At 71.9% G+C, this 14,145-nt stretch carries 12 protein-coding genes; 4 read left to right on the top strand and 8 right to left on the bottom strand.

What is annotated here, in order from left to right; translation table 11 throughout:
- Positions 1–31: 31 nt before the first annotated feature.
- Positions 32–895 carry an oxidoreductase gene (locus tag ACFYZB_RS32635; protein WP_388764660.1) on the bottom strand — a complete coding sequence of 288 codons (864 nt, stop codon included), beginning with the start codon at positions 893–895 and terminating at the stop codon, positions 32–34.
- Between the two features lie 161 nt (positions 896–1,056).
- On the opposite strand from ACFYZB_RS32635, the gene ACFYZB_RS32630 reads away from it, so the two are divergent.
- Complete coding sequence (locus ACFYZB_RS32630; protein WP_388764658.1) at positions 1,057–1,932, top strand: helix-turn-helix domain-containing protein; 876 nt, start codon at positions 1,057–1,059, stop codon at positions 1,930–1,932.
- Between the two features lie 12 nt (positions 1,933–1,944).
- On the opposite strand, the gene ACFYZB_RS32625 is transcribed toward ACFYZB_RS32630, so the two are convergent.
- Positions 1,945–2,775, bottom strand: a complete 831-nt coding sequence (locus tag ACFYZB_RS32625; RefSeq protein ID WP_388764656.1) for an aldo/keto reductase — start codon at positions 2,773–2,775, stop codon at positions 1,945–1,947.
- A gap of 94 nt (positions 2,776–2,869) precedes the next feature.
- On the opposite strand from ACFYZB_RS32625, the gene ACFYZB_RS32620 reads away from it, so the two are divergent.
- Complete coding sequence (locus ACFYZB_RS32620) at positions 2,870–3,934, top strand: LacI family DNA-binding transcriptional regulator (RefSeq protein WP_388764723.1); 1,065 nt, start codon at positions 2,870–2,872, stop codon at positions 3,932–3,934.
- Here ACFYZB_RS32620 and ACFYZB_RS32615 read toward each other — a convergent pair.
- The 4 genes from ACFYZB_RS32615 to ACFYZB_RS32600 are packed head-to-tail and all read right to left on the bottom strand — an operon-like array spanning position 3,897 to position 8,564.
- Positions 3,897–5,297: a glycoside hydrolase family 32 protein gene (locus tag ACFYZB_RS32615; RefSeq protein ID WP_388764655.1), complete on the bottom strand. Its 1,401-nt coding sequence runs from the start codon at positions 5,295–5,297 to the stop codon at positions 3,897–3,899. The two genes, ACFYZB_RS32620 and ACFYZB_RS32615, sit on opposite strands and share 38 nt — an antisense overlap.
- Positions 5,294–6,133, bottom strand: a complete 840-nt coding sequence (locus ACFYZB_RS32610; RefSeq protein WP_388764721.1) for a carbohydrate ABC transporter permease — start codon at positions 6,131–6,133, stop codon at positions 5,294–5,296. Before ACFYZB_RS32610 ends, ACFYZB_RS32615 begins: the two co-directional genes overlap by 4 nt.
- A 47-nt stretch (positions 6,134–6,180) precedes the next feature.
- Positions 6,181–7,158, bottom strand: a complete 978-nt coding sequence (locus ACFYZB_RS32605) for a carbohydrate ABC transporter permease (RefSeq protein WP_388764653.1) — start codon at positions 7,156–7,158, stop codon at positions 6,181–6,183.
- Positions 7,155–8,564, bottom strand: coding sequence for an extracellular solute-binding protein (locus ACFYZB_RS32600; RefSeq protein WP_388764651.1), 1,410 nt, complete (start codon positions 8,562–8,564; stop codon positions 7,155–7,157). The genes ACFYZB_RS32605 and ACFYZB_RS32600 overlap by 4 nt, the downstream gene beginning before the upstream one ends.
- A gap of 152 nt (positions 8,565–8,716) precedes the next feature.
- Between ACFYZB_RS32600 and ACFYZB_RS32595 the strand changes: the two genes are divergently transcribed.
- Positions 8,717–10,279: a glycoside hydrolase family 32 protein gene (locus ACFYZB_RS32595; RefSeq protein WP_388764650.1), complete on the top strand. Its 1,563-nt coding sequence runs from the start codon at positions 8,717–8,719 to the stop codon at positions 10,277–10,279.
- Between the two features lie 56 nt (positions 10,280–10,335).
- Positions 10,336–11,343, top strand: coding sequence for a TauD/TfdA dioxygenase family protein (locus ACFYZB_RS32590; RefSeq protein WP_388764648.1), 1,008 nt, complete (start codon positions 10,336–10,338; stop codon positions 11,341–11,343).
- Between the two features lie 184 nt (positions 11,344–11,527).
- On the opposite strand, the gene ACFYZB_RS32585 is transcribed toward ACFYZB_RS32590, so the two are convergent.
- Both ACFYZB_RS32585 and ACFYZB_RS32580 read right to left on the bottom strand, forming a co-directional pair.
- On the bottom strand, positions 11,528–12,556 hold the full coding sequence (locus ACFYZB_RS32585) for an LLM class flavin-dependent oxidoreductase (RefSeq protein ID WP_388764646.1): 1,029 nt from the start codon (positions 12,554–12,556) through the stop codon (positions 11,528–11,530).
- 68 nt (positions 12,557–12,624) lie between these two features.
- A complete protein-coding gene (locus tag ACFYZB_RS32580) occupies positions 12,625–14,127 on the bottom strand; it encodes a metallophosphoesterase family protein (RefSeq protein WP_388764644.1) in 1,503 nt (500 codons plus the stop codon).
- Positions 14,128–14,145 lie beyond the last annotated feature (18 nt).

Here is a 14,145-nt window from a genome sequence, read left to right as displayed (position 1 = left end):
ACGGTCCCCCGAGTACCCCGGACCGGGCCGTTCAGCCCGCGATGCCGTCCAGCTCGGCGACCGCGTCGTCCGGCAGCACGAGGGACGCGGCGGCGATGTTCTCCCGCAGGTGCTCCGGCGAGGAGGTGCCGGGGATGAGCGCGATGTTCGGCGACCGCCGCAGCAGCCAGGCCAGCGCCACCTGCTGCGGCGACGCCTCCAGCCGGGCGGCGACCTTCGCCAGTGCGTCGGACTGCAGCGGGGTGAATCCGCCGAGCGGGAAGTACGGCACGAAGGCGATGTTCCCGGCGGCCGTGCGCTCCACCAGGGCGTCGTCCTGCCGGTTGGCCAGGTTGTACAGGTTCTGCACGGTCACCACGGGCGCGATCGCCAGTGCCTCGTCCAGCTGCGCCGCGGTCACCGTGCTCAGCCCCAGGTGCCGGACCAGCCCCCGTTCCCGCAGCTCGGCCAGCGCGCCGAACTGCTCGGCCAGGGAGTCCTCGTTCGGGGACTCCACGTCACCCACCCGCAGATTGACGACGTCCAGCGACTCCACGCCGAGGCTGCGCAGGTTGTCGTACACCTGCGCCTTCAGGTCCTCCGGGTGCCGGGACAGGATCCAGCTGCCGTCGGCTCCCCGGCGGGCGCCGACCTTGGTGACGACGTGCAGTTCCTCGGGACAGGGGTGCAGGGCCTCCCGGATGAGCTCGTTGACGACCACGGGCCCGTAGAAGTCGGCGGTGTCGATGTGCGTGATGCCCGCCTCCACCACCGCGCGGAGCACCGCCACCGCGCGGTCACGGTCCCTCGGCGGGCCGAACACGTGCGGCCCGGCCAGCTGCATGGCGCCGTACCCCATACGCGTCAGGGTCAGGCCGTCGGCCGGGGTGAGAATGCCGCCGAGCTGTGCAGTCATGTCGTACCTCTCAGGAAGACGCTCGTGATGCGCGGCCCACCGGTCCGGCCGGCGGCCACGCTCCCCACCCTGCGCCCCTCGCGCCCGCCGTTGCAGTACCCCGTCGATCCTGGGAGTGACAGGGCCAGTCACCGCCGGCCGGGCCGCCGTACCGTGGGGCCATGGACCGAACGAACGCGCTCGGCGAGTTCCTGCGCGCCCGCCGGGCGCTGGTACGGCCCGAGGAGGTGGGGCTCCCCGGCGGCGGGCTGCGCCGGGTGCCGGGGCTGCGCCGCGAGGAGGTCGCGATGCTGGCCGGCATCAGCGCCGACTACTACCTGCGGCTGGAGCAGGGCCGCGACCGCAACCCGTCCGTGCAGGTCCTCCAGGCCATCGCCGGCGTGCTGCGGCTCGACGCCGACGCCACCGCCCACCTCGTCGGCCTCGCCCAGGACCGGCCCGGCTCCGGCGTACGGCACGGGCGGCGCACCCAGCAGGTCCCGGCGAGCCTGTGCCGGCTCATCGACGGCTGGCCACGCAACCCGGCCTACGTCCAGAACCGCTACACCGACTGCCTGGCCGCCAACCCCCTCGCCACCGCGCTCACCCCGAACTACCGGCCCGGCGTCAACCTCCTCCGTGCCGTCTTCCTCGACCCGGCCGAGCGCGCGCTGCGCCGGGACTGGGCGGACCTCACGGAGGAGGGCGTGGCCGTACTGCGCTCCGAGGCGGGGGCGGACGCGGACGACCGGCGGCTGCGCGACCTGGTCGGCGAGCTGTCCCTGCGCAGCGAACGCTTCCGCACGCTGTGGGCCAGGCACGAGGTTCGGCCACGCCGCGGCCGGGTGAGCCGGCTGACCCATCCACAGGTCGGTGAGATCGACCTGCAGTCGGACAAGCTGTCCGTGGACGGCACCGACGGACTCACCCTGGTCGTCTTCCAGGCCGAGCCCGGCAGCCGCAGCGCCGAACTGCTGGACATCCTCGGCAGCCTCGCCGCGCCCCCGAGCGAGCAGGCCCGGCCGGGCGGCGCGCAGGAACGGATCGAGGAGCAGTAGGCCGAGCCCGGTTCAGAACTCCTCGTGCCGCTCCGGATCCCCGCCGAGCCGGCGCGGAGAACGGTGGCCGATCGCCGCCAGCTCGCCGGAGTCCAGCTCGAAGCCGAAGACGTCCAGGTTGGCCCGCTGCCGCCCCGGGTCGGCCGACTTCGGGATGGGCAGCGCGCCGATCTGGAGGTGCCAGCGCAGCAGCACCTGCGCCGGGGTCACCCCGTGCGCCGCGGCGACCTCGGTCACCGCGGGATCGTCCAGCAGGTCGCCGCCCCGGCCCAGCGGGCTCCAGCTCTCGGTCACGATGCCCTTGTCCGCGTGGAAGGCGCGCAGCTCCTCCTGCGGGAACAGCGGGTGCAGTTCGATCTGGTTCACCGAGGGGAGCACGCCGGTTTCCTTCTCCAGCCGCGTGATGTGCTCCGGGGTGAAGTTCGAGACGCCGATCGAGCGGACCAGCCCGTCCTCGCGCAGCTTGATCATCGCCTTCCAGGAGTCGGCGTACTTGCCGACCCGGGGGTTCGGCCAGTGGATCAGGTACAGGTCCACGTACTCCAGGCCGAGCCGCCGCAGGGACTCCTCGAAGGAGGCGAGGGTCTCCTCGTAGCCGTGGTGGCGGCCGGGCAGCTTGGTGGTCACGACCACCTCCTCGCGTGGCACGCCGCTGCCCGCCACACCCCGCCCGACACCGCTCTCGTTGCCGTAGTTCGTCGCGGTGTCCACCAGCCGGTAGCCCAGGTCGAACGCGGAGCGTACGGCCCGCTCGGCCGCCGTGTCGTCCAGCGGCCAGGTGCCGAGGCCGATGGCGGGGATCGTCGTACCGTCGTTGAGCGTGTGCGCCGGAATGCCGTTCACGATGGGACCTTCCCTCGACAGTGTCGTCCCCCCAGCCTCACGGATAGGGTGAGCAGTGATCAACCGGACGGGTGGGGAGAGGGCAGCGGACGGCATGGGCGGCGGCGCGGACAGCATCGGCACGGCCGGCGGACGGCCCACCTCACGGGATGTCGCGCGGCTCGCCGGCGTCTCGCACACCGCCGTGTCCTTCGTCTTCAACGGCCGCGCCGAGGGCAACCTCTCGCCCGCCACCCAGGAACGCATCCGGCAGGCCGCCGCTCAGCTCGGCTACCGCCCCGACCCGGTCGCCCGCGGCCTGCGCCGCCGCCGTACGGCCGTGATCGGGCTGGTCACCGACGAGATCGCCTCCTCCCCGTTCGCCGGGCGGCTGCTGCGCGGAGCCATGGAGACCGCCTGGGACAGCGACCACCTCGTGCTCACCATGGACTCCGGCGGCGACCCGGCCAAGGAGGACGCGGCCGTCGCCGAACTCCTCGACCGGCGCGTCGACGGCATCATCTACGCGGCCATGTCCCTGCGCCGGGTCCGGGTCCCCGAGGGCCTGCACCGCACCCACTCGGTGCTCGCCAACTGCCTGCCCGAGGACGACTCGCTCCCCGCCGTCATCCCGGCCGAGCGGGCCGGCGGGCGTACGGCCGCGCGGCTGCTGCTGGAGACCGGGCACCACCGGCTCGCCGTGGTCGGCGGGCAGGACGACATCGCCTCCGTGGAGCGGCTGCGCGGCTTCCGGGACGCGCTGCGCGCCGAGGGCGTCACCGTGCCCAGGGAGTGGGTCGTACGCACCGGGGGTGAGATCACCGGCGGCCACGAGGGCGCGATACGGCTGCTCGACGGCGTCGAACCGCACCGCCGGCCCACCGGGATCTTCTGCTACAACGACCGGGTCGCGGCAGGCGTGCTGCATGCCGCGACCCGGCTCGGGATCGCCGTACCCGGCGAGTTGTCGGTGGTCGGCTACGACGACCAGGAACACATGGCCGCCTACCTCACCCCGGCCCTGACCACGGTCGCGCTGCCGCACCGGGCGATGGGCGAGGCGGCGGCCCGGCTGCTGCTGGACGCCATCGACACCGGCCGCACCACCCCCGCCACGGTACGGCGGCTGGCCTGCCCGGTGGTCAGCCGCGCCTCGGTGGGACCTGCTCCCACGCGCTGACCTCGGCGTCCCCGACGACCTCCAGCTCGGCGACGTCGTCCGGCCGGCGATAGACCCGCTCGGTGACCGTCGCCCGTTCCCCGACGAAGAGTTCGAGCAGCGAGCCGTCCACGAGGACCCGGACGCCGAGGGCCGGACCGGGCGGGACGCGCACCGTGACCGGAGCCGGTCCCTCGGCTCCCCTGCGGGGCCGGCCGCCGCGGTCCAGGACGACGGTGCCCGCCGCCGGGTCCAGCCGGACCGTGAGCGCCCGGTCCGCCGCCCGCAGCAGGGTGACGGCCGTACGACCGTGCGCGGTGACCGTGAGGTCGTACGACACCGGCAGCGGCACCCGGCCCGGCGCGGTCGCGAACGGCGCGGGGGCGCGCAGGAGTTCCAGCTCCGGTGCCGGTGTCACCCGCAGCGAGCCGTCCGGGCGGACGTCGACCACGCGCGGCGCGGTGAGCGTGCCCGCCCAGCCCGCCGCCAGCACCTCGGACGTCTCCCGAGCCTCCCACGACCAGCCCCACATCAGGGCTCGGTCGTCGTCCTGGCGGACGGCGGGGGCGTAGAAGTCCCGGCCGTGATCGAGCCGGTCGGCGGTGCGAGCGGTGAACGTCAATCCGCCGGTCCCGTCCGCCTCCAGACGACCCGTCAGATACGCCGCCGAGCAGGGAGCACCGTCCCACAGGGACACCACCAGCACGTGCTCGTCGCCGCTCGTCCGGAGCAACTGCGGGCACTCCCAGCCGACCGCCTTGTCGCCGAACGCACCGGCGGCGACCGGGTCGTGGCCGTCCAGCAGGACGCCGGCGAACCGCCACGCGGCCAGCTCCTCGCAGTCGTACAGCAGGACCGACGGGGTGCCGTCCGCGTGGCCCGCGCCGACCAGCGCCCAGCGCCGCCCGGAGTGCCGGAACAGGAACGGGTCGCGGAACATCACCACGTCCAGCCCGGCCGGCGGTGCCGTGACCACGGGTTCGGGCAGGGGGCGCCACTCGAGAAGACGGTCGTCCGCGGGGGCTGCCGCGCGGGCCAGGCAGATGCTGCCGAGACCGGTGTGGGTGTGGTCCACGCCCGTGTACACGGCCGTGGGAACGCCGCCGTCGTCCACCACGCAGCCCGACCAGCAGCCCGCCTCGTCCGGGCCGCCCGGGGTCGGGGTCAGGGCGATCGGATGGTGCTCCCAGCTCACCAGATCGGGGCTGGAGACATGCCCCCAGTGGACGTTCGCGTGCACCGGCGCGACCGGGTTGTGCTGGTAGAAGAGGTGATGGCGGCCTCGCCAGTGGAAGGGGCCGTTGGGATCGTTGATCCAGCCCGCGGGCGGGCGGACCCGGAAACGAGGGGCGATCGGGTCCGGGGCGGGTCCGGCGAGGCTCAACGGTTGACTCCTGCGGAGGTGATGCCCTCGCGCAGAGGGCGCTGACCGACGACGAACACGGCGACGGCGGGGATCATCGAGAGCACGACACCGGCGAGGACCACGGAGATGGAGCCGGTGCCGAGATTGCCCTGCAGGGAGACCAGGCCCAGCGGGAGGGTGTAGTTCTGGCCGGAGGTCTCCAGGATCAGCGGGCGGAAGAACTCGTTCCAGTGGTAGTTGAAGGCGAGCACGCCGACGATCGCCAGGCCCGGCCTCGCGAGCGGCGCGTACACCGACCGGAAGATCCGCCAGGGACCGGCGCCGTCCAGCATCGCAGCCTCGCCGAGGTCCTTGGGCATGCCCAGGAAGTACTGGCGCATGAGGAAGGTGCCGAACGCGGTCGGGAACGCCGGAATGATCAGACCGAGGAGCGTGTCGGTCAGCCCCAGCGACTTGAGCACCAGGAACACCGGGACGATCGTGACCTGGAGGGGGACCATCATGGTCGCCAGGACCAGACCGAACAGCGGCTTCTTGAAGCGGAAGTCGAGCCGGGCGAACGCGTATCCGGCGAGCCCCGCGGTGATCATCTGGCCGACCGCGATCAAAGCGGTCACGAGGGTCGAGTTGAGCGCCAGCAGCCAGACGTCGATCTGGTCGAAGACACCGCGATAGGCGGCCGTGCTCGGATGGGCCGGAACGATCTGCGGGGGCAGATCGAACGAGTCCGCCGGAGTGCGCAGCGAGGTGGAGACGGTCCACACGACCGGACCGAGCGTGAGCAGGGCGCACACGGTCAGCCCGGCGATCCGCGCGCACGGCCCGAGCGCGTACCGGGCGCGGTCGAGGGACAGGGGTGCGCGGCTCGTCAGGGTAGCTTGACTCAAGGGGATCACCCGGCTCACTGGTAGTGGACGAAACGCCGGCTGAGCCGGAACTGGACGGCGGTCACGGCCATGATCAGCACGAACAGCAGCACGCCCACCGCGGACGCCTCGCCGAACCGCAGCTGCTCGAAGGCCTTCTCGTAGATGACCATCACCACCGTGCGGGTGGAGTCGCCGGGCCCGCCGTCGGTGAGCACGTACGGCTGCTCGAAGACCTGCAGGGCGTTGATGATGCCGACCACCGAGGCCACCAGCAGGGTCGGGGAGAGCAGCGGGAGGGTGATGGCGAGGTGCTTGCGCAGGCCCGTCGCGCCGTCCAGGGCGGCCGCCTCGTGGATCTCCTTGGGGATGTTGTTCAGACCGCCCACGAACAGCAGGAACGAGAAACCGAACTGCTGCCAGACGTACACGATGATCACCGTGGCCATCGCGCCGTGCTCGGAGGTCAGCCAGGGCACCGGAGCGATCCCGAACCATCCGATCAGCCAGTTGACCACTCCGAAGTCCTGGTTGAACAGGTACTTCATGACGACCGAGATGGACGCGGCCGACAGCACGAGCGGGAAGAAGAACGCCGAGCGGAAGACCGAGCGCAGCCAGGTGGGCATCCGGCCGTTCAGCGTGAGCGCGAGCGAAAGAGCGATCAGCAGCTGCGCGGCGACCGCGAAGACCATGAAGACGAGCGTGTTGCGGAAGGACACCAACACGGTCGAATCGGAGAACACCTCGCGGTAGTTGGCCGCCCCGGCGAAACCGGGCGAGTCGATCACGTTCCAGTGGAAGAGGCTCAACACGACCGAGCCGATGATCGGTACGACCGTGAAGGCCACGATCCCGACGACGGTCGGGGCCAGGAACAGCGCCGCCAGCAGCCGTGTGCCCCGCTCGCGCGCCGAACGCCGCACGGCCGCCGCGTGCGGGGTGGCGGCCCGTGCCGGGGCGGCGGCGATCCGGGGGCCCGTCGTGCCCCTCGTACCCGTCGTGTCGGTCATACGTCACGCTCCATGGCCTTCTCCAGGTCGCCCTGCATCCGCCGCAGCGCGGGACCGACCGAGCGTGGGCTCGCCAGGGCCGTCCCGGTGTGCTTCAGCAGCACCTGGGTCACCTCGGCGACCTGCGGCGGAGCCGGGATGGGGCCGGTGTCGGGGAACTTGTCGAGGGTGTCGTAGAAGACCCGCCAGTGCGCCGGGCCGGTCCCCCGGTAGCGGGCCGCCGTCAGCATCGAACGGCGGGCCGGGGTGGTCTGGTTGGTCGAGAACAGCTCGGTCAGGGTGTCCAGCCGGGCCGAGTACTTGATGAACTCCCAGGCCGCGTCCTGCTTCTTCGACGTGCGCAGCAGCGCGTAGCCCGCCGCGCCGAACTGGTGCCGCTGGGTGCGCCAGCGCGGGAAATACGTGACGTCGAAGGCGTCGTCGCGCATGCCGGCCAGATGCAGTCCGCCCGCCCAGAAACCGCCGGCGGGCGTCACCCCGACCCGGCCGGTGGAGAACACGCCGATGAGGTTCTGGCCGTTGCCGCCCTCGGGCCGGGTGCACAGCCCCTCCTGGATCAGGGCGGCGAGATGGTCGTACACCTCCACGGCCCGGGCGTCGGTGGCCTGCGGGGTCGTCCAGCGGAAGCCGCCCCCGCGTCCCCGGCGCTGCGCCGCCGGATAGAAGGCGTCCCAGAGCCAGCGGCCGCCGGGCGCCTTGGACTCGGCGAGCAGGTTGGTGCCGTTCGCGAACAGCCAGGGCACCACCCCGCCCCACAGCCGGTTGGTCCAGAAGTACGGCGTGAAGTGCGAGTCGTTGGCCTTCTTCATCCGGCGCAACAGCGCGGTGAAGTCGTCCCGGGTCCAGTCGTCCGCCGGGAGGTCCGCGCCCGCCCGTTGCAGCACCCGTGAGTTGAGGTACATGTCGGCCGCGTTGAACTCGACCGGCAGCTGATACAGGCTGCCCTCGTACATCATCGACTCCACCAGCGAGGGATGGACGTCGGCGAAGTACTCCTTCAGTTCCGCCGCGTCCCGCTTCACCCAGCGGTCCAGCGGCACGCCCAGGTGCCGGGCGAACAACTGCACCCCCTCGGTGGCCACGTAGACAAGGTCGGGCGCGGTGCCCGCGGCGATCTGCGTGAGGATCTTGGCGAAGAAGTCCGACCAGTCCACGGCCTGCACCGCGTTGATGCGGACCTTGATGTCGGGGTGCAGCCTGCGGAAGCCCGCGACCAGTGCGCGGATTCCGTCCGGGGAGAACGCGGAGCCCAGGGTCGCGACGACGAGCGAGCCGTCGTTGCGGCCCGGAATGTCCGCTCCGGTGAGGCGGTCCCAGCTCGCGGCGGTACCGGCGAGGGCGGCGGCCCCCGCGCCATAGGCGCCGTACCGCAGCAGTGTGCGGCGGGAGAGGTGCGAGTCGGTCATCCAGGGTGCCTAACTCGTATTAGTCAACGTGAGATGCCCCAGATGATGAGAAACGTGTTACGCCCCTGTCAAGGTGCGGGAACGCTTGACCTTTAACGAGTTAGGTCCCACAGTCCTGGTGCCATGAGTCGTCACGAGAGGACCGATGCGTGATGCGTGGCCCGACCAGAAGAGCCCTCCTCGCCGCGACCGCCGCCGGAGCCGGCGCGGCACTGCTGCCCGCGACACCCGCCGAGGCCAGGCCGAAGCCGCGTCCCAAGCCGGCGCGGGACTGCCTGAGTTACCGCGCGGACTACCACTTCACGGTGCCCGACCAGTGGAAGAACGATCCCCAGCGGCCGGTCTGGATCGACGGCGAGTACCACTACTACTACCTCTACAACGCCGACTACCTCGCCGGCGGCGAGGTGGGCACCGCCTGGCGCCTGGCCACCAGCACCGACCTGGTCTCCTTCACCGACCGGGGGATCGCCGTCCCCAAGGACACCACCGTCAACGGCGACGTCTGGTCGGGCTCGGCGGTGGTCGACAGCGCAGACACGGCCGGTTTCGGCGCGGGCGCGGTGATCGCCGTCGTCACCATGTCACCCGGCGGGGGCACCGATCACCAGGAGCAGTTCCTGTACTACTCGACGGACGGCGGCCGCACCTTCACCCACCACGGCACCGACCCCGTACTGGCCAGTCCGGGTGCGGGCGCCGACTTCCGTGACCCGAAGGTGATCCGCGACGACGACCACGACCGCTGGGTGATGGCCCTCGCCGAACGCGACAGGATCGGCTTCTACCACTCCACCGACCTCAAGTCCTGGACCCACGCGGGCGGTTACGTCAAGGACGGGGTCGGTGTGCTCGAGTGCCCCGACCTGTTCCGCATCACCGCCGACGACGGCACGGCGAAGTGGGTGCTGGGGGCGAGCGCGGACGGCACGGGGGCCGGGCAGCCCAACACGTACGCTTACTGGACCGGCTCCTTCGACGGCAGTTCGTTCACCCCCGACTCCGCCGACCCGCAGTGGCTCGACCACGGCTGGGACTGGTACGCGGCGGTCACCTTCGACAAGCGGCGGACGGACGGCTCACCGGACGCGACCGCGCGGTACGCCCTCGGCTGGCTCAACAACTGGGCGTACGCCCACACGACACCCACGATCGACGCGGACGGCTTCAACGGCACGGACTCCGTCGTCCGCGAGATCACGCTGAAGAAGTCCGCATCGGACGGCTACTACCTTGCCTCCGCACCGCTCGCCGCGCTCGACTCCTACGTCTCCCGCACGGTGAACCTCGGCGACGTGACCGTCGACGGTACCCGGCTCCTCGATCACCGGGGCGTGTCCTACGAGCTGACAACCGAGATCACCTGGTCCCAACTCACCGGGGCGGGCGTCCAGTTGCGCCGCTCACCCGACGGCGGGCGGCACATCGACGCCGGGGTCTGGAGCGACTACGCGTTCCTCAACCGGCGCGGCACCGTCAACCCCGACACCGGCGGCAACCGGCAGGAGAGCCGCACGCCCTTCGATCCGGGCGCCGGCCGGGTGAAGCTGCGCATCCTGGTGGACCGCACCTCCGTCGAGATGTTCGTCGACGACGGCCGGTACGTGCACTCCAGCGAGGTGTTCCCGTATCTGGTGGACGACCGGCTGGCCCTCTTCACGGCCGGCGGCACTGCGGTGTTCCGGAACACGGTCGTCCGGGAGTTCGCCGTGTGAGGCCCGGGGTGCCACGATCTCGGGTGGAACCGGTTCGGACGAGCACGGGAGCGCGCATGACGACGCACAGGGCCACCGCGGAGCGGGCGGAAGGCATGGAGGCGTGGGTTCCAGACGTGGAGGTGAAGGTTCCGGGCGTGGAGGTGCGGCCTGCCGCCGGGCACATCGGCGCCGAGATCACCGGTGTCGACCTCGCCGGGCCGCTGGACGACGCCGTGGTGGCCCTGATCCGGCAGGCCGTGCTGCGTTGGAAGGTGGTCTTCTTCCGCGGGCAGGACCTGGACCACGCCGGGCACGTCGCCTTCGCCCGCCGCTTCGGTGAACCGGTCGTGCTGCCGCGCCGCGGTCCGCACTCGCCGCCGGACTTCCCGGAGGTCGAGACGACGGCCGACCGGCTGGAACTGGCCGGACGCTACGGCATGGAGCGCGACGAGTGGCTGCACCGCCGTCGGCACACCCTGCTGCGCGGCTGGCACTGCGACTACGGGACCCGTGTCGACCCGCCGGCCGCGACCGTCCTGCGCGCCGATGCCGTCCCGCCCTACGGCGGTGACACCACCTGGGCCAACCTGGCCGCCGCCTACGCCGGTCTGTCGGCGCCGGTCCGGGCCTTCGTGGACGGACTGCGCGCCGAGCACCGGCTCGGCGTGGGCTACCAGCCCCGGCCCGGAGACGACGCCTACGTCCGTCACCTCCTGGACCACCAGGTCGTCTCCGAGCACCCCCTGGTGCTGGTGCACCCGGAGACGGGGGAGCGGGTGCTGTTCGTCAACGGCTACTACGTGGAGGAGATCGTCGGCCTCTCCCGTCCGGAGAGCACGGCGATCCTGGAGATGCTGGTGGAGCAGGCGGTCCGCCCCGAGTACACCGTCCGCTTCCGCTGGGAGCCGGGCAGCGTCGCCTTCTGGGACAACCGGTCCACCATCCACCTCGCCCCCAGCGACCACGCCCACCTGGGCCACTCCCGGATCATGCACCGTGTGATGCTGGCGGGGGACGTGCCGGTGGGGGTGGACGGCAGGCGGTCGGAGGCGGTGGTGGGCACGGAGCCCGGCCGCTGGTGAAACGGGCTCGGGGCGGCGGCCGCCGGTCGAGGGCGGCGTGAGGTGGCCGGCGGCGGACCCTCGGGGTGGGATCCCGCAGCCGTCAGACGAGAAAACGTCAGTCGGCGGCCCGTCGGCAGGCGGGGCCGGGGAGACGGCCGGCACCGGATGCCGGTCGTCTCGCCCCTAGACCGAGGCGCTCGCCTCAGCGCGTCGGCTGCCAGCCCAGAGCCGGCCCCAGCTTCGTCGCCATGTCCGTCAGGATCTGTACGTAGTCCTCGTGGTCGAACGTGAAGGGCAGCGCGAAGGCGACCTCGTCCACCTCCCGGAATGCTGCGTGCGCGCGCAGCTCGTCGGCGATCTCCTCCGAGGTGCCGACCAGGTCCGGAGCGAACAGCAACCGGCCCGGCCCCTGCGGGGAGGCCGTGCGGGGCAGCCGCTTGGCCGCGTACGCCTGGTACTTGGCGCGCTGCTCCGGGCTCGCGGAGTCGGTCGGTATCACGACCAGCCCCTGCGAGACCCGGGCCGCCTCGCCGTCCGGGTGATGAGCGCGGAACTCCCTGATGAGGGACAGCTGGATCCCGGCGAAGTCCCAGGGCCCGCCGGGCTGTTCCGCCTTGACCACGCTGCTGGTCAGGAAGTTCATGCCGTGCTCGCCCGCCCAGCGTGCCGAGCCGAGGCTGCCGCCGCCGTACCACAGCCGCCGCCCGAGCCCCGGGGAGTGCGGCTGGACCACGTCGGAGAACACCTCGAACCCCTCGACCCCGCTGAAGTCGCTCGCGGGCTTGCCCCGCACCAGGTCCAGCAGCCGCCGCACCCGCTCGTAGGAGAAGTCCTCCGCGTCGGCCGTGTCCGGGTACAGGGCGTCCTTGGTCTGCTCGAAGTGCATCGGCGGGCCCACGCTCACGCCCGGGTTCAGCCGGCCCCCGGACAGGATGTCCACCGTCGCCAGGTCCTCGGCGAGGCGCAGCGGGTTCTCCCAGCCCAGCGGGGTCACCGCGGTGCCCAGTTCGATGCGCTGGGTGCGCTGGGAGGCCGCGGCGAGGACGGCGACCGGGGAGGAGATGCCGTGTTGCAGGTGGCGGTGGCGCAGCCAGGCGCTGTCGAAGCCGAGCCGCTCGCCCAGTTCGATGATCTTCAGCGTGGACTCGTGGCCCCGGCCCGGGTCCGCCGGGTCGAACAGGCCGATGGTGAGGAAGCCCAGCTTGCGCAGCGGGCGGGGAGTGGTCGGCACGGGCTCCTCCAGCGGTCGTACGTCGCGTCGCCCTTCGATTCTGGCAGGCGAGTGTGACAGCCGTGTGATCACTTCAGCGGGATGACGATCTCGTCCTCGACCGGCGGATCGACCTCCTGCGCCCGGTTGCCGGTCGCGGCGAAGCAGCGCAGCCGGACCGCCTCCGGAGCGACGTCCAGCCGCAGGAAGCACTTGAAGAACGGCGGGCTGTAGGTGGCCGAGCCGGGCGAGAACAGCTGGGTGTAGGCCTTGTGCACGGGCAGCCGGAACCGGGACGTGCGGTCCGGGCGGCCACCGGTGCCGAGGAGGCTCGCGACCAGACGGGTGCGCCGGGTGATCCGGGCGTCGGCGTCGGGTTTGCGGCCCGGCTCGATGCCGAGGCGCTCGGCGACGACCGCCGTCGCCTCCGCCTCGGTCAGGGTGAAGAAGCGGCGCAGCCGCAGCCGGCGGCCGTACAGACGGCTGTAGAAGGCCAGGGAGTCGCCGCGCAGCGGATAACAGCGGAAGTCGCGCTCGGTGACGCCCGCGACCGAGATCCGCGGGATGGTGTGCGTGGCGTGCATGAACGCACCGCCGCCGCCCGCGACCACGTACTGGATGGTGCGGCCGTCCACGTCGACCGGGTAGCGCTGGTAGTTGTGGATGTCGCCGCCGATCGAGGCCACATAGTGGTGCTCCGGGTCCCGGACGATGTCGTCCACCGTGCCCCCGCCCTCGATCGCGCACGGGTGGTGCTCGCCGTCGACGTACAGCGGTGACCCGGTGAGGAGGATCTTCGGCCGCGGTCCCCGGGAGACCTCGCGCAGCCAGGCACCCTGTTCGGCGTCGATCGTGCCGAGCAGACCGGTGTCGATCCCGACGATCCGCACCGGACCCGTGTCGATCGCCCAGTACGGCCCCGGCTGCACGGCCTGTTGCCCCGGTGCGGAGCGCAACGTGCGGGCGGCGGCGAGCCGTTGCTCGTCGGCCGGCCGGGGCCGGTGCCACAGCAGGGACCGCCACCAGGCGCGGCCGAACGGACGCGGCAGGGGCTCGGGGTCGAGCGGCGGGGTGTCGGCACAGAAGACGCGCATGAAGGCGCCGAGATCCTCGTACCAGTCGTGGTTGCCCGGTATCGCGTATATCGGGGCGGGATAGTCCTGGTAGGGCCGGAAGAACTTGCTGCCGTAGTCGTCGGTGCTGCCGACCGGATAGATCACGTCACTCGCGATCACCGCGAAGTCCGTTCCCTGACTTACCTTCAGGAAGCCGGGTACGACGGCGTACTGGGGGTCGTCTCCCTCCCCGGTGTCGCCGATGACCATGAAGGAGAACCGGTCGCCGTCCGCCCGCTCGATCACCTTGTCGGCGGGCGCCCCGGCCGCCTGCCGGCGTGCCACCCAGCGGCTGCGGGTGTGACCGGTCGGGTCACCGAACCAGGACGCCAGCACGCCGTTGCGGGCGGCCCACAGCGTGCGTGGATTCAGCCAGGACAACTTCTCGACGTGGTCCGGCATCAGCTCCTTGTAGATGCCGGGCTCGGCCGCGCCCCAGCCGGCGCCCTGTGCGGTATCGCGCGATGATTCAGACACACCGTGCACGGTAACAAC

The sequence above is a fragment of the Streptomyces sp. NPDC001852 genome, from assembly GCF_042891825.1.
Classification (GTDB): domain Bacteria; phylum Actinomycetota; class Actinomycetes; order Streptomycetales; family Streptomycetaceae; genus Streptomyces.
This window is presented reverse-complemented; position numbering and strand designations above follow the sequence as displayed.